Raw genomic sequence first — 17548 nt, forward strand, 5'->3', positions numbered from 1 at the left:
CCTATGTAATTTAACCCGAAAACCATGATTTTATGGCTGGGATTTAATTAGCTATAAAGGCTGTAGCTTTGACAGCCACAGCCTTAGTAAATTATTATTATGGAATTAATTTAATCTCTACTCTTCTATTCAATACACGACCTTCTTCTGTGGTGTTTGACGTTGCTGGTTCCGACTCACCTAAACCTCTGATGCTGAATCTGGAGGCATCAATGCCTGCATTCACTAAAAATGATTTCACGGAATTGGCGCGGTCTTCAGATAGGGAAAGGTTATGTTCTGGGGAACCTTCTGCTGAAGAGTGGCCATTTAACTGAAACTTAGCACTCTGGTCTTTTTTCATTTCAGCTACAGCCTTGTCTAATACAGCAAAAGATGCTGTTTTTAACACCGAAGAGTTAAATTCAAACTGGATGTTATCGAAAGTATAGTCTGGCTTTTCTGGTTCAGGTGCTTTTTCTGGTTGTGGCACTGGTGGGGTAGGTGGCGGTGGTGGAGGCGTTTGTTCTTGTGCCGGTGCAGCCGGGGCGGGTTGTGCAACCACTTTCTTGGTTTTACAAGAATACATCGTAATGGACAATAAGCCGATTAAAGCGGGTAAAATAATGGTTTTTGTAATTTTCATGTTAATTATTTTGGTTTTTAATTTAGCGATTGTAGACCAAAGCTACTCATCATAACTTAATATTTGTTGCAACGCTTAAACAATAACGTTTGTTTTTTACATTCCGTGCCTTTCAATTAAGGCATCGGTAAGCGATGTGCTTAAAAAAAGCTGCCGGCCGACAGTGATTTTTATGGGAAAAGCCTCTTATTATAGGCTTAAATTGCTTATATTCACAGGCAATCAGGTTTATTTATCAAGTTTTTTTATTTAACGCATGGAAGAATATTTAAATAGTGCAGTAGTTTGGTTTGGTCTGGGACTGGTGTTTCTGTTACTTGAATTCGTGCTGCCAGGATTTATCCTTTTCTTTTTTGGAATAGGTGCCTGGATCGTGGCTATCCTTACCCTTTTTATAGATGTATCGCTTAATGTGCAGATATTAGTGTTTCTAGCTAGTTCATTGTTGACCGTACTGATGTTTAGAAACTGGGTAAAGAACAAATTTGACCTGAATCAAAAATCACCTCAACAGCTGGAAGACGAGTATATTGGTAAATATGCCCTGGCCGAAACTGCTATTACACCGGGCCATCATGGCAAAGTCGAATTCAAGGGTGCCTCCTGGGATGCCAGTTCTGACGACTATATTGAAGCCGGAGAGCAGGTGCTCATCACCGAAACCCGCAGTATCCTATTAATTGTAAAATCAACCAAATCATTATGACAGCATCTACTTTAATTTTATTGTTCCTCGCCCTTTTCGTAGTCATTGCCTTTTTATCAACCTTCAAGGTGGTGCCACAGCGCTCTGCATTTATTGTAGAACGTCTGGGTAAATACAGCCGTACCCTGGAAGCTGGTTTTCATATCCTGATTCCCTTTATCGATAAGATTGCCTACAAACAAAACCTGAAAGAGCAGGCCATTGATGTTGCCCCTCAAATTTGTATTACCCGCGATAACATTGCCGTTGAAGTGGATGGGGTGTTGTACCTGCAGGTAATGGATCCTCAAAAGGCTTCTTATGGCATTGATAACTATAAATTTGCAGTGATCCAGATTTCGCAAACCACCATGAGAAGTGTGATTGGTAAAATGGAATTGGACAAAACTTTTGAAGAACGCGAAACCGTAAATGGAACCATTGTAGCGGCAGTTGATAAAGCCAGCGATCCCTGGGGCATTAAAGTATCCCGTTATGAAGTAAAAAATATTGCGCCACCACAGAGCATCCGCGATGCGATGGAGAAACAAATGCGTGCGGAAAGAGAAAAAAGAGCGTTAATTGCCGAATCTGAAGGTGATAAACAAGCGAAAATTAACCGTGCCGAGGGCGATAAACAAGAAATGATTGCCCGCTCTGAGGGGGAAAAACAACGTAAAATTAACGAAGCGAGTGGTAAAGCATCGGAAATTGAAATGGTTGCTGTAGCTACGGCTATCGGGATCCGTGAAATTGCCAAATCCATTAATGAAGAGGGTGGTATGAATGCGGTGAACCTGCGTGTGGCAGAACAATACCTGGCTGAATTTGGTAAGTTGGCTAAAACAAATAATACCATGATTGTACCGGCCGATCTGTCGGATATTGCGGGTGTAATTTCCAGCATTACCTCTGTCCTTAACAAAACAAGTGTGGAGCCACCAAAAACGCCATTGGTCCGTAACCCCAGGTTAGATTAAGATTTAAGCAGCCTGGGTTCGAATGTCCCTTTTTTTGTTATTTTCGCTGTATGTCATCACATCACATCGTTAAAGAAAAGCAGGAGCCTGCATTGTATATTCATGAATTAGGTGAATTTAATCAAGAATACTTAGGTCAGCTATTAGAATGGAGCCCGACATTGATTGTCAATGTTACTGAATATGAGAAAATCATTAGTCTGGGTTTAAAGGTAGACATTGTGGTTAATTCGGTAGATTTGCCAATTACCTATCAGGAAAATACTAAAACCATTATGGGCGCTGGTGATGCGTTTAATACAGTATTAAATTACCTGCTGGCTGAAAAATATGACGCGGTGAACATCATTAGCGTGGGCACCAAATTGATAGACCTGGAGTATTACCTCGATGAGATCAATATTGTATTATTTGATGCAACCCGCAAAACATATGCGATTACCAAGGGTTTTACGGTATGGAAACCTCAGGGCACCATTTATTACATCGACATCATTTCTTATTTTGAAACCAGTAACCTGAAGCAAAATGAAGGCGAAGAATTCGAAGTGATTAATGATGGTTTTGTAGAGTTTATTTTCAATGCAGAATATTTAATCATCAGCGAGAAATTATGATCCTTTTGCGAAAAGCAACTGAGCAGGATATACCCATAATCCAGCATATTGCTGCGGTTACCTGGGAGCCTACGTACGTGCCCCTCATTGGGCGTAAGCAGGTTGACTATATGCTGGACACCATGTATAGCAGGCTGGCCCTGCTAGAGCAGTTACAAGCTGGAGATCAGTTCCTGATTGCTGAAATGGGTAGTAAGGATGTTGCTTTTGTTTCTTATGGGCTGATTCCAGCGCAACCTGGAGCTTATAAATTGCATAAGCTGTATGTATTGCCAGATGCACATGGCAAAGGTCTTGGCAAGTTCCTCATCAATGAGGTGGTCAACAAAGTGCGCCTGGCCGGGGGACAATCACTAGCATTAAACGTAAACCGGGCCAACAAGGCTAAAGATTTCTATGAAAGGGCAGGCTTTATAATCAAAGAAACCGTTGACCTGGATATTGGCAACGGTTTCTTTATGAATGATTATGTGATGGAGATCGCTATTGTTTAGGAATCCTGGTTGGGGTATCCGCACCACTGATAATCGAAGTGGCACTTTGGGCAATCGCCTTAATCGTAATGTAAATGTTTTCTGTAGCCAATGATGAATACTCATCATCTACCGTATGGTACAGTTTATCCGTATCAATCTGGTCAGTACTAATCGTATGTGCCGGAACACCTAAGGCAGCTAAAGTAGCATTATCGCTTCTGTAAAACAGGTTCTGCTCCAGGTAAGGGTCTGGATGAAAGGTAAAAGGACTTCCTTTTAAGTTTTTCTGTAGGATATTTCCAAAATCGGAGCGTTCAAAACCCGTAATAAAAGCAGCATTTTTACCAAACTTACTTTCCTTGCCAATCATTTCGATGTTAAACATGGCCGTCACGTCATCAGGGTTAAGCTGGTGAGAGAAATATTGTGCACCGAAACCGCCAATCTCTTCGGCAGTAAAGGCTACGAAGATTAAAGTGCGTTCATTGTTATTCAATTTCTTGTAGTATTTAGCCAGGGCAATCACAGCCGTCGTTCCCGTTGCATTATCGTCGGCACCATTGGCAATGCTATCCCCATCAACCGGAGGCATAATGCCCAGGTGATCGTAGTGGCCAGAGAAAACCACGATTTCTTTAGCCCTGGATTTCCCCGGAAGTACACCTGCCACGTTAAAAAGCGGCATTTTTGTAATGTTGTTTTTTACAGCTACTTTAAAATCTTTAGCCACCGTATCCTGGGTTAATACCATCACCAATGCATTGGCAGTGGCAGGCTTTAAATCTTTTTCGTTCACATAACTTCCACCCTTGCTACGGTTTTTCAACTGACCGAAAAAGTTCGCAAACTTGGCGTCTACCAATACCAGTTGTTGTTTTTTGCTGCCCATTAAGGCACGGTATTGTGCCATGAAAGGTTTTTCAGGATCCATTTTGGTCCAGCCGGCACTGTTACTTTGGTCAAAAGTAAGGTCGGCAGCTACATTGCCCAATACCACTACCTGTTCTGCCGGTATGGCTTTCCCGTCAATCGTTACTTCGGCTGATGTAGGTTTAACCTGGTATTTGTAAAAAGTCTGTCTGTAGTCCTTTTGATCTGGTAATGTTTTTAGTCCTATTTTCTTAAATTCTGCTTCTATAAAAGTTGCCGCACGGTCTATCCCTGGCGTGAAGGTGGCTCTTCCTTCCATCTCATCACTGCTTAAGGTTTTAATTAATCCGTCTACATAGTCTTTGGTAACAATTTTATTAATGTCCTGAGCGGACACCGGTCCTGCGAAAAGCAGTGCCAGAGCAGCATAACGTAAGTGTTTAATCATCTTTTATCTATAGTTTTTATTTATTCCAATCGTAGTTGTGCAAGTCGTGTTCGGCCTTGCCTTTAATAATTACTTTTTGTTTCTCCGTCTCCGTTTGTACCCTGGTGTCCTGCACCGCATCGGTGACGTCCACCTCAAAGTCGCGGTTCCTGGTAGAAGAATTGTTTTGTGCATCTTCTATATTCTCTACAGAACGGTCATACGGGCCCCTGCTGCTCATCATTTTTACAAATACAGGCAAACATTCAAAGAAGATGAACAAGAGGCCAATAAAAGTTACTGCCATGGCAGTAGCCGTATCGCGGGTGCCATCAGGGTTAAAACTTAACTGCCCTAAAGCCCAGTTACGATCGGCAAAACCTGCATGGCTGGTCAGGCTGTCCAATTGTTTCCCCGTATATAGCCTTTCTGTCATTAAACCATCAAAGTTCTTGCGGTCATCTACAAAACGCTCCAGTCGCTGCACATCAGTAGTTAAGGACTCCAGATTTTGCGTGCGCTGCTGTAGCTCCGCTTCCTTTCTTTTCGCATAAGGGCCATAACCCATCACCCCCGATGTTTCGTTGGTTTTATTGCCAAATATTTCAAAGTTCAGCTTCTGGCGGTCAGATTCAATGCCACTGGCTAAAGAATCGCGCCTGGCCTTGGCTTCATTCAATTGATTCAATTCAAAGGTATACTTTTTATTAAAGGAACTGTTAAGGGTGTCGATTCTGGAACGCTGGCTATTGATATAACTGATTTTTAAGCGCTCTTTAATCTCCTTATCGAAGATTTTAAGCTCCAGAGGCCGGGATATTACAATCCCGATCATAATAGCCAGTAAAATTCTTGGGGTGGCCTGGGCAATTTGTTTCCAGGTAGAGGCGTTCTTATTAATACTGGATACAATGTAGCGGTCCATGTTAAAGATGGCCAGTCCCCAAAGCAACCCAAAGAACAAGGCGAAAAATACAGCGCCGGGGTCGCCTTTAAAGACAAAATACATGGCATAACCGCCAGACAAAGCTGCGAATAAGCCAGTAAAAAATATGGTGGCACCAATCCCCACGTATTTGTTGTGTTCTGTAGGGTGTTTCTCCAGCGTAGCGATGTGTATGCCAGAACAGAACCAGAAAAAACGGTAGATGTTATTCATGCTGAGCTCTTAAATTAATAAAGACTTATATTAAACGCCGCCGAAACTTACTTGTTACAGTAAAGGACTTAAAATAAATTCGTTATAACCAATTTATTTCGCCTTTTATCGCATTTGTTATAAATGAGTATATTTGATAAAATTTTAGGAGATGAAAGAAGTTACCGTACAAGAACTGAAACAGAAAATAGATAATAAAGAGGATTTTCAATTGATCGATGTTAGAGAGACTTTTGAGTATGAAACCTCTAACCTGAATGGAGAAAATATTCCATTGGGTGGTTTGTTGATCGAAGCAGATAAAATTTCAAAAGATAAACCTGTAATCATGCAGTGCAGAAGCGGTAAAAGAAGTGCTGCAGCAGTGATGCAATTGGAACAAATGCTGGGTTTTGACAATTTATATAACCTTAAGGGTGGGATTTTAGCGTGGCAGGAAGCGTATGATCCAAATATGCCCGTTTACTAAGTAAAGAATGAAGAAACAAATTGCAATGAACGTGTTTTACACGTTAGGTATAATTGTGTCGGTACTCGGCATAAAATGGGGTTTTGAAAATAATCAACAGGTAGCTGGTGGATTTTTTATCGTAACGACCATCTTCTTTTTATACCTGAAAATAAAATTAACCAAGGACTTCCGCAAAGCGCTTAGAGACCGGGCCAATCAATCTTAATTCCTTCCAGGCCAAGGCCTGGAAGATTTTTTAACACATACCTGCCATCCTTCATTTCAGGATGATCAAAAGGGTTGTTTTTCGTTAACCAGGGGCCATCCAAATCGGCCCAGTCGCATAATGGAGCCAGTGCTGTGGCGGCCAGCGTTGCACAGGAAGTTTCACTCATACAACCAATCAACACTTTCATGCCGAATTTGCGGGCTTTCAGAATCATCTGATGGGCCTCATACATGCCTGCACTTTTCATCAACTTAATGTTAATGCCATGATATGCACCTTTTAACTGGTCCATATCCGCCAGGCGCTGCACGGCTTCGTCGGCAAGGATCGGAATCGGACTTCTGCCAGTTAACCAAGCATTACCATCCAAATCATTTTTATCCATCGGCTGCTCAATTAATACCACCCCCTGGTCGTGTAACCAGTAAATGGTTTCAATGGCCTTTTTACGGTCAGACCAGCCCTGGTTGGCATCCACATATAAAGGCAGGTCGGTTAAACTTCTAATCGTGTTAATCAGCTCCCGGTCATTGTCTCTGCCCAGTTTAATCTTCAGTACTTTAAATCCATTAGCATCCGCTACTTTTTCTTTGATCACTTCCGGACTGTCGATTCCGATAGTGTATGATGTCACCGGCATGGTTAGCGGGTCGGCACCATAAATCTCATAACAAGGCTTATTTTTTATCTTGCCATTGATGTCATTTAAGGCAATGTCAATAGCCGCTTTAATGGCCGGATGGCCGGGAGCCAGGCTATCGAGGTAAGCTAAAATTTCCTCAAAATCGAAAGGATACACCATGCGAAGCCAATCTACCTGATTCAAAAAAGCTACGGCTGTTTCAAAACTTTCACCCATGTAAGGCACCATTGATGCTTCTCCATAACCGTCCACATGTTCGTAACGCAATTTTAAAATCAACAGGGGCGTGCTGGTTCTAGAAAATTTAGCAATAGCGAAGGGGTGTTTTAATTCGAGGTTGTAGGAGATATAGGAAGCTTCCATGAGGTGCGAGCCGTTTAGTAATATCAAAGTTAAAAAAAGATGTGCCGGAGCTAATGTAAAAATAATATGCCTAATATTGCCCTATCTTATGAACAGCACCGTATACCAACCGTTTAAAAACTTCGACTTCAAATATAAAAACTGCTTTTTAAGTGGTGATATTTTCTCTGCTCCGGTAGTGGAAACGAATGTTTTACCCGAATGGTTGTTGGCGGTGGCCAATTATACTGGCGAAGAGCGCATTAAACTTTTAGATGAAAGTGTGCGTTCCTACAATACGCTGAAAGTGCCGGTAAGCACAGAAATCCAGGAGAACTTTATACAGCCCCTGGAAGATAAAATTGCCCATGCTTTCTCGATCGGTTACGAAGCCGTAAGTCAGCTTCCGGAAGAGGATCTATTCAAGTGGATCGGTAAGTTTATGTACAGCCTGATCTATATTGAGATGAATGCCGCCATTAAATTGCAACAGTTAAGTGGCGATGGCATGAACATGTCACAGGGCCTGATGCATAAATTCGGGCACCTTAATACCATGGTGCAAAGTGTATACCGCGATGTGGTTTATGAAGGCTTTACGCCCTGGTCAATTATAGTGGTTCCCTTAGCGGATACTGATCATTACTTCAGCTTCCGCGATGAGATCAATACCCTTACCTTTTCCCTGAAATTGAAAGATTTCGGCATCATTGCCTGTTTGCAAGACAATGGTACCAATAAAAAGTTTCACCAGGAAATACTGGACAACATTGCTGGTAAAGCGCTGAGCGAACAGCAATACGAAGAGCTTTGTGCCCGTTTCTTTTACTCTGCTTATTTGTTTAACCGACTGCCAGAATACAATGTGATGGCCGTAGAAGGTAGCGTATACATCGATGCCATGCCTTTAAAAGGCGCATTTAACAAACCCTTGTTTGATGTATGGCAACATAAAACCTATGCCCAGGTGCTGGAGAATTTCTGGAAGCCATGGGGACAAACCCTTTTTGAAATTATTAAAAATCCCAGAGCTCCCATTAGCTTCTTTGATCCCCCTTGTTTACCCGAAGCGGGTTAACCGATTGCGGTCAGTAATTGCCCAAAGAAATGCGGGATGATTTTAGGCTCTAAGATGATGGTAATAATAACCCCAGAAATGGCGCCATAAAAGTGGGCGTCGTGGTTAATGTTATCCCTGGAGTTCCTGGACATATACGCGCAATAGATCAGGTAAAGTACCCCAAATAAACAGGCCCAGATGGGTATTGGCAGAGGAAAGATCATCAGGGTAGAAAAAGGATAAAACAGAATATAGCTGAATAATACTGCTGATACCGCACCGGAGGCCCCAAGACTGTTGTACCAGAAATCATTCTTGTGTTTCACTACCGTAGGCAGGTCGCTTAAAATTAAACCCAGCATATAAATGGTGGCAAACTGCCAGTGCCCTATGGTTTCTTCCAGGCGGAAAGCGAAAAAGAAAAAGGTAAACATGTTAAAAATAAGGTGCATCCAATTGGCATGGATCAACCCGCTGGTAATTAAGGTAAAAACTTTGTTTTTACGGTATACACTATATGGATGCAGCATAAACTTTCCGTATAAAACATTGTCGTTAAAGGCGTAAATGCTGGTGATGATGGTAAAGATGAAAATGAGGGAGGCTACTGGTGTGTTATTAATATATTCCATTCTGTTATTTTAAAACTAGGTTTATGTCTTTCTCAAGACGGGTAATGGGGTAACGTTTGTGTGTTTGCTCGTAATAAGCAGAGTTTTTGTATATAAAATCAAGTTGTGCAGCCGGGTTCTTTGCAAACTCCGGGTTATTAGCTTTCTCTTTCTCCAATTGTTCCTTTAAAGCTGGATTTTCTTTCAGGAGCGCTGCTGCAGTATCCTCAAATACATAGGCCGAGTAATGTTCTTTCTGTCCCAATACCGAATCAAAAAAGTTCCAGTTAAAAAAGGAATCTGTTGCTTGCGGTTCCAAAGTTTCCACAATATACCTGTTTTGAGGCTGATTCACATAAACTACATAATCGCCGGCAACATAACGTAGCTGTTGTTGCACCGTTTGAAGCTGTACCGCGGAATGTAAATAGTGTCCCTCGTAAGGGTAGGCGCTGGTTTTAAAATCTTTTAGGTAATAGGCATCCACAGGCAGGGTCATCTCTTCACGAAGCTCTTTCACCACCACATTGTTCAAGCGCAGCAGCTCCACCACACGGTCCCAGGCTTTAGGAATAATATAAGCAATGGGTTTATTTACCGTTACCGCAGGTTGAAAGCTGTTCCACTCCTTAATAGTTTTAGTATAAGGGGCCTTCCTGTCGTAATACAGGCGGTCGGCACCACTCACCTCACTCTTTTTGTACTTTGCCGCATACCCTTTAAAGGTCAGCGCTGTGGCTTCTTCCTTATTTAATTTCCATACCAAAGGGAAAGCGGTTTGTGCCGCTACGGCAGCATCTGCTTTGGCTTTATTTGCGCCAATCACCTGCGCATCGCGTACCATGATGTCAATATAAGTTTCCAGCAATTGGTAAGTCGACTTTACCCTTTGATCAAAGGGCTTAAGCATATGTGTTTCGGGCATAAAACCAATCACATTGTGCAGGGCAGCATACCCTGTAGAATAACGCGCATTTTCCAAAAAGCCCTCAATGCCTTCATCGGGTGTTTCTTTTACGCTGTTAATGTAGGGGATCAGCTCAAAGCCCTTTTTTGCCATCTGCTTATACAGATCGGGCAACATGGTTTTGCTCAGGTAATCAGCCAGTATAGGGTTCAGCTTGTCCTTTTGAGTCGGAATCAGCGTCATTGTATATTGGTAATCTGCCCCGTTGCTGGTATGGGTATCTACAAATACCTCTGGCTGCCAGGTATTAAAAATTAACTGGAAAGTCTGCGAATTTTTAGAGTCTGTTTTAATAAAGTCGCGGTTCAGGTCGTAATTCTTGCTGTTTCCCCGGAAGCCATAAGCTAAAGGGCCGTTTTGGTTGGCTCTTGATGTACTGCTGCGGTTATAACTTCCGCCAATATTATAGAGGGGAATAATACAGATGACCACATCGTCAGGCAGTTTATTGTTTTTAAGTAAATCGCGCGCCAGCATCATGGAGGCATCTACACCTTCAGGTTCGCCGGGATGGATGCCATTATTGATCAGTAAAATTCTTTTGTTATTTTTTTTAAGCACCTGCGGATCGAAAAGCCTGTCTTTCGACAACACCATCAGGTGTAGTGGTTTCCCAAAGTCAGTCTGCCCGTAACTTAGCAGTTTTGCCTGGGGGTAGGTTTTTGCCAGCTGTTCATAAAAACTGATTACCTGGGGGTAAGTAGCTGTTTCTTGTTTTTTACTGCTTTCAAAAGGGCTAAGCTGTGCAAAGCTGTGGAGGGTAGAACAAACAAGGATCAGGAAGAGTAGACGCATTCGTTAGTACTTTTTAAAGGTTTTTTGTGATACACCTTCCGGACCGAAGTTGTATTTAATGCCAAGGCTGAAGAAGGAGAAGATATCAGGTTTTCCGTTTTTAAAGGTGGCGATAGTGGAATCATAACCGTCGAGGCCTTCGCCAATAGCGATGTTGCTTTGAATATTGATATTGGCTACATAGCGGTACTGTCCATAACGATCGGGAAAAAAGTAGTTCAAACCGATATTTAAGGGAATGATAGGTTCTTTGGTAAAAGGAATATAAACCTGTTCTGGCGCATTCTCTATGCCACGGTCTAGTTGATTTACCCTGTTCTGGATAAATCCAAAGCCTGATCCTACATATAAACCCTTCAGGTGATTAAACCATACATTGTTTTTGTAATCGACTAGATTACCCAGGGCCAGTTTTCCGTTGATCGTGATGGAACGGTAGTCGTTAGTAAACCGGCGACCGTAAGGATCTACCTTGTTTTGACCACCTTTTACCTCTCCTTGTTGCACTTCCAGGCCCAGGCTAATAAAGGGTGTAAATAAATAATCGACGGTACCATAAGCGGCAACTGCATTATTCTTTTCAGGCAAATCGGCATAAGAACGGGTAATACCTGCACCACCACCTAAACTAATTTTATAGAAACTGGATTGCGCCGTAACACAAAACGAACATGCGAGAAAGATGCTGGTGAGTATTATTTTCAATTTCTTTACCTTTACGTTTTTTAGAATTATGCTAAAATATCAAAATAAAACCGAATCACTGGCAGATCGCTTTAAGAAGTATGTGCAAATTGATACACAGTCAGACCCAGATTCTGCAACAATACCCTCTACAGAGAAGCAAAAAAACCTGGGCCGTGTACTGGTGCAGGAGCTCTTGGATTTGGGCATTTCCGATGCGCACATCGACGAATACGGTTATGTATATGCCACCATTCCGGCAAACACCAACAAAATAGTTCCGGTCATTTGTTTCTGCTCGCATATGGATACTTCGCCAGATTGTAGTGGTTTAAATGTGAAGCCAATTGTGCATCACAATTACCAGGGACAGGATCTTATACTGCCTGATGACACAACTATTGTTTTAAAACAAAGCGAACACCCTGATCTGCAAAATCAGGTAGGAAACGATATTATTACCGCCAGTGGTACCACCTTACTGGGTGCCGATAACAAGGCCGGTTTAGCAGAAATTATGGAAGCTGCTGCTTTTCTAATGCAGCACCCGGAAGTAAAACATGGTAAAATAAGGATCTTGTTTACGCCCGACGAAGAGATTGGCCGTGGGGTAGATAAAGTGGATCTTGAAAAACTTGGTGCCGATTTCGCCTATACCGTTGATGGGGAAAGTCTGGGTTCTCTGGAAGATGAAACCTTCTCTGCCGATGGTGCTGTGTTAACCATACATGGCGTAAGTTCACATCCCGGTTTCGCCAAAGGTAAAATGGAAAGTGCCATCAAAATATTAAGTGCCATTCTGGATCGTTTACCTAAAGACCGGTTAACACCTGAGGCCACAAGTCATCAAGAAGGTTTTATACACCCGGTTAGTATACAGGGAAATGTAGAAACGGCACAAGCGCATTTCATCCTCCGCGATTTTGACGATGTGCTTTTAGCGCAGCATGGCGAAACGTTAAGGTCAACGATAGAAGAGGTGTTAAAAGCTTACCCGAAATCGACTTACCAATTGGACATCACCGAGCAATACCGCAACATGAAGAGTGTGTTGGATCAACACCCCCAAGTAATTGCCATTGGCATGCAGGCCATTGAAAGGGCAGGTGTTAGCCCAAAACAGCAAAGCATCAGGGGTGGTACAGACGGCTCACGTTTATCCTTAATGGGGTTGCCTTGCCCGAATATCTTTGCCGGTGAGCATGCGTTTCATGGCAAACAGGAATGGGTTTCGGTGCAGGATATGGAAAAAGCTGTGGAAACGATAATTAACATTGCTGCCATCTGGGAAGAGCAGGCATAAGCTTTTCCTTATTTCAGGGTAAGTTGTGCCAGGTATTGGTCGCTGTCATCCTCCATCACAATGTGGCTATTCCAGCCTGCTGCGGCAGCCACATCAGTTAACGTTTTCTGATCTAGATATACCCAATTGAACCATTTGCCTAGCTGTTGTTTGTACTCATAAGCAAAAGCCACTTCACCGAAATAAACATTTTCAGGCATGGGTACCTCCTGGTAGAGATAAGAAATATCGGAGCTGTCGAACAGCAATTGTCCCCCTGGTTTAAGGTAAGTTTTTGCTTTTTGCAGAAAGGCTTCAAAGCCACCCACACTTCCAGTTACGCCTATGCCATTCATCATAAAAAGCAACGTGTCATAAGGTTCGGTTAGGTGTAAGTCGAAAATATTTTGTTCTATAGCATCTTTAACGCCTCTTTTTTTCATAATGGCCACTGCCGTGGTCGATATGTCTAAAGCCGTAACTTCGATATTTCTTTGCTGTAAAACCAACGCATGGCTTCCAGCACCAGCACCAATATCTAATACGCGGCCGCGGCAAAGTTCCAGTGCCTTAAGTTCCAGCTCGGGCATTTCATCTTCATTCCTAAAAAACAAATCAACAGGCATCTCCTCGTCTTCGCCATAAGAATTATGTACCCATAGTGTTTCGGCTATTCCTTTTTCGAAATGATCCTGCAATGCTGCGCCTAAAATATCCATTGGCCAAAGGTAAGCTGATCTTAGGAATTTCCTTTGTATTCCAGCCTTGTTTTTGGTAAACTTTCCGGATAATGATCCCTGACGAAGGCCAGCATATGCTCTCTTACATCGCAGCGGAGGTCAAATGCCTGACTAGAATTCCGGGCACTCATCAAAAAGCGCACCTCAATGGTTGCTTCTTTATTGTCTGTTACCTGAACCACATTTACTCTTTTATCCCATAGGGGATGTACGTGTAATACCTTAGTCAGTTCTTCCCGTAAAGTTGGAATAGGGGTGTTATAATCGAGGTATAAAAATACCGTACCTAGCAAGTCGGCAGATACCCGGGTCCAGTTCTGGAAGGGTTTTTCTATAAAATAAGTGATGGGCAGGATCAGTCGCCGCTGGTCCCAGATGTTCACCACCACATAAGTAAGCGTAATTTCTTCTACCCGGCCCCATTCGCCTTCCACAATCACCACATCGTCAATTCTAATCGGTTGTGTAAAAGCAATCTGGAAACCTGCCAGCAGGTTAGCCAGTGTTTTTTGTGCGGCAAAACCAATGATAATACCTCCAATACCGACTCCAGTAAGTAAGCCGGCACCAATTTTACGCATGCTTTCAAAACTTAATAAGATAATAGCGGCGGTAACAATAAGAATCATCGAGATGGCGAATTTCCTGATAAACTGCAGTTGGGTGCGCAGTTTTCTTTCTTTGAGGTTATCCTCTTTATTCAGGTCGTAGGAGTGAAAAAAGCTTTCCTCCAGAATCTTGATGGTCTTGATCAGGATGATGCAGAAGTTGATAGTTAGCGCAATTTCCAGGGCCCTGTTCAGCTGGAGGTAGGCTGTGGCATCAAGTTTCATGAATTCAAGGGAGGAATCAAGCAGCACCAGCGGGATGAAAAAACCAACTGCGGTGTTGAGGTATTTGACCACCACATTTAGCGTGAAAGTAGCCCAGTACCTGGAAAAGAACAGAAACATTTTTTTCAGAATGAACTTTAATAGCAGGCCAATAATGATAGCCGCCAGTGCTATACCGAAGTTTTCGGCAGACTGCCTAACCAGGGGGCCACTGAAGCTATTAAAATCTATCATGTTTAAAGTTCGTACGTTTTATGCTGTTCAGGGATGGCTACATTTTTAAATCCAACATCGATTAATTTCTGCGCGAAACGTTGCTGTACCTCATGCTCTCCATGCACCAGAAACAGGCGTTTAATAAGTTCTGGGTCCTGGCAGGATATAAATTTGATTAAATCTTCGTAATCGCCATGAGCACTCATCGATTTAATAGAACGTACTTCGGCTACCACATCATATTCGTCCCTGAAGATTTGTACAACTTTATTGCCAGCTAATAACTTACCACCTAAAGAACCTGGTTCGCAGTAACCTACCATTAAAATAGTATTTTTTTGATTGCTGATGTTATTTCTAATGTGGTGCTTAACGCGGCCACCTTCGGCCATACCAGATGCTGATATAATGACACAAGGCCTGGTATCAGTGTTCAATGCCTTCGATTCTTCAATGGTTTCAATGAAACGCAGTCCTTCGAAACCAAAAATGTCATAATCTACTTTAAGTACTTCCTGTACTCCCTTATTGAAAACTTCCGTATGGTTTTTCAACACTTCGGTGGCCTTCTGGGAGAGCGGACTATCGACATAATAGGCTACATCAGGTAAGCGATTTTTTAGGGACAGTGAATTGAGTACGTAAAGCAGTTCCTGGGTGCGCCCCACACTAAAAGCAGGGATAATGACTTTACCTTTTTTAATATTGCAGGTATGGTTAATAATGTCAAGCAGACTTTCTTCAATAGGCTCAAGGTCTTTGTGAAGCGAATCGCCATATGTAGATTCCAGAATCAAATAATCTGCCTGAGGGAAAGGTTGTGGGTTTTTTAAGAGGAGGTCGCCATAACGTCCAACATCGCCGCCAAAGGATATTTTGGTTTCCTTACCGTCGTCTACAATAGTTAAATGAACAGCAGCGCTTCCTAAAATATGTCCGGCATCGGTAAGGCGTAAGCTGATGCGTTCATCAATTTTAAAGTCTTCATTGTAGTCCACCACCTTAAACAAACTGAGTGTTTTTACCACATCATCATCCGTATACAGTGGCTTTTCCTCTTCTTCACCTTCCCGCAGGTGTTTGTTGAGGTATTCCGCATCCTGCATCTGGATCTTAGCCGAATCCATTAATAGAATCCTCGCCAGATCCATCGTGGCTGGTGTGCTAAAGATATTACCGGCAAAACCTTCAGCTACCAGGCGGGGTAATAGTCCGCAATGGTCAATATGGGCATGCGATAAAATGAGGTAGGTAACGTCGCTGGGTTTAAAGCCAAAATAACCGTTCAATTTGTCGGTTGCTTCGCCCATACCCTGGAAAAGGCCGCAGTCTAATAAGATTTGGGTTCCATTAGTGAGGGTAATCAGGTGTTTGCTGCCCGTAACAGCACGGGCAGCACCATGAAAGGCTATCTCCATGTAGTCGTTAGGCGGTTACTTTAGAAATAGAGTCTTTTACGGTATCTGTAGCAGTAGCTAACCTGTCTTTAGAAGCATCGATAACATCAGCTAACCAGTCCGAAACGGTTTCTTTTAAGTCGCCACCTTTATCACTAGATATAATTAAAGCAACAGCAGCGCCTAAGGCAGCTCCTGCCAATAATCCTGCAATGATTTTAGTTTCTTTTGTCATGATTTTCGTTTTAAAAAGTTTGTAATTATATTTGTATATAGGTTTAAACAAGTAAAGCGCTTTTTAGTTTGTTATTTTAAAAAGAGGGCAGAAAATAGGTGCTGGAAACTCGCGGGCAACTGATTGCCAGGTCTAAATACCATATTTTTAACTATAAGTAGAACTCCTTGCCATCAAACTGCTTAACATTCATAAATCAGCGACAAATTTCTCAACATTTGCCTGTTATAAGCGATACAATCTGCGAAGTGGAGTTTGAGTGTAGCTACACGTCCATCCATATTCAGTCCAAGTTCAGTCCAAGTTGAAACCGTGTATTCTTAGAAATACTCGGACTCAATATGTAGTTTAATGATAAGGAATTTGGAATTAGGTGTAGCTGCTGTGCTGTTCGGGCAAGTTCCTTTTATTTAACAAGAATTGTGGGTAATCAATATCTACAAGTCTGGAGATGGAGTGGGATAGCCAATGTGTTAGTGGCTTAGCGTTGGCAAAAGCTTTTTTTCGCTTGGTAATAATTTATAGGCCTTAAAAGAATCCATAATATAAAACAAGAAACCCTCCTCATCCATTTTTTCTAATGCACGAAGCGTGGGTCTGTAAAGGACCATAAAGTTATCAAGTTCCTGATCCCGTAGCCTTGTTAATTTTGTTACTGTAGCTACATTAAAACGAGCGTCGATTTTCCTTTCTATTTTCTCTTGCTCCAGCCTCTTTTTAAATCGTCTGGCATTCTTTCCTTCTTTGCCAAAGAAACTGGAAGGGCTAAAAGAAAGCGGTTGATTTTGACTTAAGCGAATGGCCCTGGCTTTCTGGTATACTTGGTGATAGTCGACCACTGGATTAAAAGCTTCACCTTTAATTTGAACCGTTTTCAGCATTTGATCATTTGTAACCAGGTAGCGCCATACCGGATTTAGGTCTATTATAAGAAGGGTATCAGGTAAATACCCCGGTTGATAAAACAAGAGCAACTGACTTATGGCCGCCGGTATCGTAAATTCACCTTTGGCATTGGTAAGGGTTTGTTTGTTCGAGCTTAGATTTTTAACAATCACATTTTCTAGTCTTAAATCAGTAGCTCTGTCTTGAACAACACCCTTTATTTGCTGGCCATAGGCAGATTGTAATGAAAACAACATCAGTAAAAGAAACTTCAGGCAGTTGCTCATATTCAAATATAGTCTTTTGGCCCAAATCATTTTTATCCAATTTTAGCTTATT

Annotated in this window: 20 protein-coding genes; 8 read left to right on the plus strand and 12 right to left on the minus strand. The window is 42.2% G+C overall.

Translation table 11 applies throughout. The features are described 5' to 3' along the window. Positions 1-97: 97 nt before the first annotated feature. Positions 98-625 carry an OmpA family protein gene (locus tag IWX76_RS07820; RefSeq protein WP_196859348.1) on the minus strand — a complete coding sequence of 176 codons (528 nt, stop codon included), beginning with the start codon at positions 623-625 and terminating at the stop codon, positions 98-100. Between the two features lie 256 nt (positions 626-881). Between IWX76_RS07820 and IWX76_RS07825 the strand changes: the two genes are divergently transcribed. Genes IWX76_RS07825 through IWX76_RS07840 form a run of 4 tightly spaced genes read left to right on the plus strand, consistent with a single transcriptional unit; the run spans position 882 to position 3401 of the window. Further along, entirely contained in the window at positions 882-1331 is a 450-nt protein-coding gene (locus IWX76_RS07825; protein WP_196859349.1) for an NfeD family protein, read from the plus strand. Continuing rightward, a complete protein-coding gene (locus tag IWX76_RS07830) occupies positions 1328-2290 on the plus strand; it encodes an SPFH domain-containing protein (RefSeq protein ID WP_196859350.1) in 963 nt (320 codons plus the stop codon). The genes IWX76_RS07825 and IWX76_RS07830 overlap by 4 nt, the downstream gene beginning before the upstream one ends. 50 nt (positions 2291-2340) lie before the next feature. Then, on the plus strand, positions 2341-2907 hold the full coding sequence (locus tag IWX76_RS07835; protein ID WP_196859351.1) for a thiamine pyrophosphokinase: 567 nt from the start codon (positions 2341-2343) through the stop codon (positions 2905-2907). Then, the gene (locus IWX76_RS07840) at positions 2904-3401 is read left to right on the plus strand and encodes a GNAT family N-acetyltransferase (RefSeq protein ID WP_196859352.1); all 498 of its coding nucleotides are present in this window, start codon (positions 2904-2906) and stop codon (positions 3399-3401) included. The genes IWX76_RS07835 and IWX76_RS07840 overlap by 4 nt, the downstream gene beginning before the upstream one ends. Here IWX76_RS07840 and IWX76_RS07845 read toward each other — a convergent pair. Together IWX76_RS07845 and IWX76_RS07850 are read right to left on the minus strand one after the other, a co-directional pair. Continuing rightward, on the minus strand, positions 3391-4701 hold the full coding sequence (locus IWX76_RS07845; protein WP_196859353.1) for a M20/M25/M40 family metallo-hydrolase: 1311 nt from the start codon (positions 4699-4701) through the stop codon (positions 3391-3393). The genes IWX76_RS07840 and IWX76_RS07845 overlap by 11 nt on opposite strands. A gap of 16 nt (positions 4702-4717) precedes the next feature. Then, a complete protein-coding gene (locus tag IWX76_RS07850) occupies positions 4718-5839 on the minus strand; it encodes a DUF4407 domain-containing protein (RefSeq protein ID WP_196859354.1) in 1122 nt (373 codons plus the stop codon). Positions 5840-5990: 151 nt separating this feature from the next. On the opposite strand from IWX76_RS07850, the gene IWX76_RS07855 reads away from it, so the two are divergent. Beyond that, positions 5991-6308: a rhodanese-like domain-containing protein gene (locus IWX76_RS07855; protein WP_196859355.1), complete on the plus strand. Its 318-nt coding sequence runs from the start codon at positions 5991-5993 to the stop codon at positions 6306-6308. A 7-nt stretch (positions 6309-6315) separates the two neighbouring features. Further along, entirely contained in the window at positions 6316-6516 is a 201-nt protein-coding gene (locus tag IWX76_RS07860; protein WP_196859356.1) for a DUF6358 family protein, read from the plus strand. Here the strand turns inward: IWX76_RS07860 and IWX76_RS07865 are convergent. Next, positions 6491-7525 (minus strand): dipeptide epimerase, encoded by a 1035-nt coding sequence (locus IWX76_RS07865; RefSeq protein WP_196859357.1) that lies wholly within the window; start codon positions 7523-7525, stop codon positions 6491-6493. The genes IWX76_RS07860 and IWX76_RS07865 overlap by 26 nt on opposite strands. 88 nt (positions 7526-7613) lie before the next feature. On the opposite strand from IWX76_RS07865, the gene IWX76_RS07870 reads away from it, so the two are divergent. Beyond that, a complete protein-coding gene (locus IWX76_RS07870; protein ID WP_196859358.1) occupies positions 7614-8582 on the plus strand; it encodes a hypothetical protein in 969 nt (322 codons plus the stop codon). On the opposite strand, the gene IWX76_RS07875 is transcribed toward IWX76_RS07870, so the two are convergent. The 3 genes from IWX76_RS07875 to IWX76_RS07885 are packed head-to-tail and all read right to left on the minus strand — an operon-like array spanning position 8579 to position 11642. Next, a complete protein-coding gene (locus IWX76_RS07875) occupies positions 8579-9196 on the minus strand; it encodes a rhomboid family intramembrane serine protease (RefSeq protein ID WP_196859359.1) in 618 nt (205 codons plus the stop codon). The two genes, IWX76_RS07870 and IWX76_RS07875, sit on opposite strands and share 4 nt — an antisense overlap. A gap of 4 nt (positions 9197-9200) precedes the next feature. Further along, positions 9201-10937 carry a M14 family metallopeptidase gene (locus tag IWX76_RS07880; RefSeq protein WP_196859360.1) on the minus strand — a complete coding sequence of 579 codons (1737 nt, stop codon included), beginning with the start codon at positions 10935-10937 and terminating at the stop codon, positions 9201-9203. 3 nt (positions 10938-10940) lie between these two features. Next, entirely contained in the window at positions 10941-11642 is a 702-nt protein-coding gene (locus IWX76_RS07885) for a hypothetical protein (RefSeq protein WP_196859361.1), read from the minus strand. A 28-nt stretch (positions 11643-11670) separates the two neighbouring features. Here IWX76_RS07885 and pepT point away from each other — a divergent pair, with 28 nt between their 5' ends. Continuing rightward, entirely contained in the window at positions 11671-12924 is a 1254-nt protein-coding gene (gene pepT, locus IWX76_RS07890) for a peptidase T (RefSeq protein ID WP_196859362.1), read from the plus strand. An 8-nt stretch (positions 12925-12932) separates the two neighbouring features. Here the strand turns inward: pepT and IWX76_RS07895 are convergent, their stop codons facing one another. From IWX76_RS07895 to IWX76_RS07915, 5 genes are all read right to left on the minus strand, one after another. Then, a complete protein-coding gene (locus IWX76_RS07895) occupies positions 12933-13622 on the minus strand; it encodes a class I SAM-dependent methyltransferase (RefSeq protein WP_196859363.1) in 690 nt (229 codons plus the stop codon). A gap of 20 nt (positions 13623-13642) precedes the next feature. Next, positions 13643-14710, minus strand: a complete 1068-nt coding sequence (locus IWX76_RS07900) for a mechanosensitive ion channel family protein (RefSeq protein ID WP_196859364.1) — start codon at positions 14708-14710, stop codon at positions 13643-13645. A gap of 2 nt (positions 14711-14712) precedes the next feature. Further along, entirely contained in the window at positions 14713-16110 is a 1398-nt protein-coding gene (locus tag IWX76_RS07905) for an MBL fold metallo-hydrolase RNA specificity domain-containing protein (protein ID WP_196859365.1), read from the minus strand. Positions 16111-16117: 7 nt separating this feature from the next. Further along, positions 16118-16324 carry a YtxH domain-containing protein gene (locus tag IWX76_RS07910; RefSeq protein ID WP_196859366.1) on the minus strand — a complete coding sequence of 69 codons (207 nt, stop codon included), beginning with the start codon at positions 16322-16324 and terminating at the stop codon, positions 16118-16120. Positions 16325-16797: 473 nt separating this feature from the next. Next, positions 16798-17496: a hypothetical protein gene (locus IWX76_RS07915; protein WP_196859367.1), complete on the minus strand. Its 699-nt coding sequence runs from the start codon at positions 17494-17496 to the stop codon at positions 16798-16800. Positions 17497-17548 lie beyond the last annotated feature (52 nt).

The organism is Pedobacter sp. CAN_A7 (assembly GCF_015752175.1).
Taxonomy (GTDB): Bacteria; Bacteroidota; Bacteroidia; order Sphingobacteriales; family Sphingobacteriaceae; genus Pedobacter.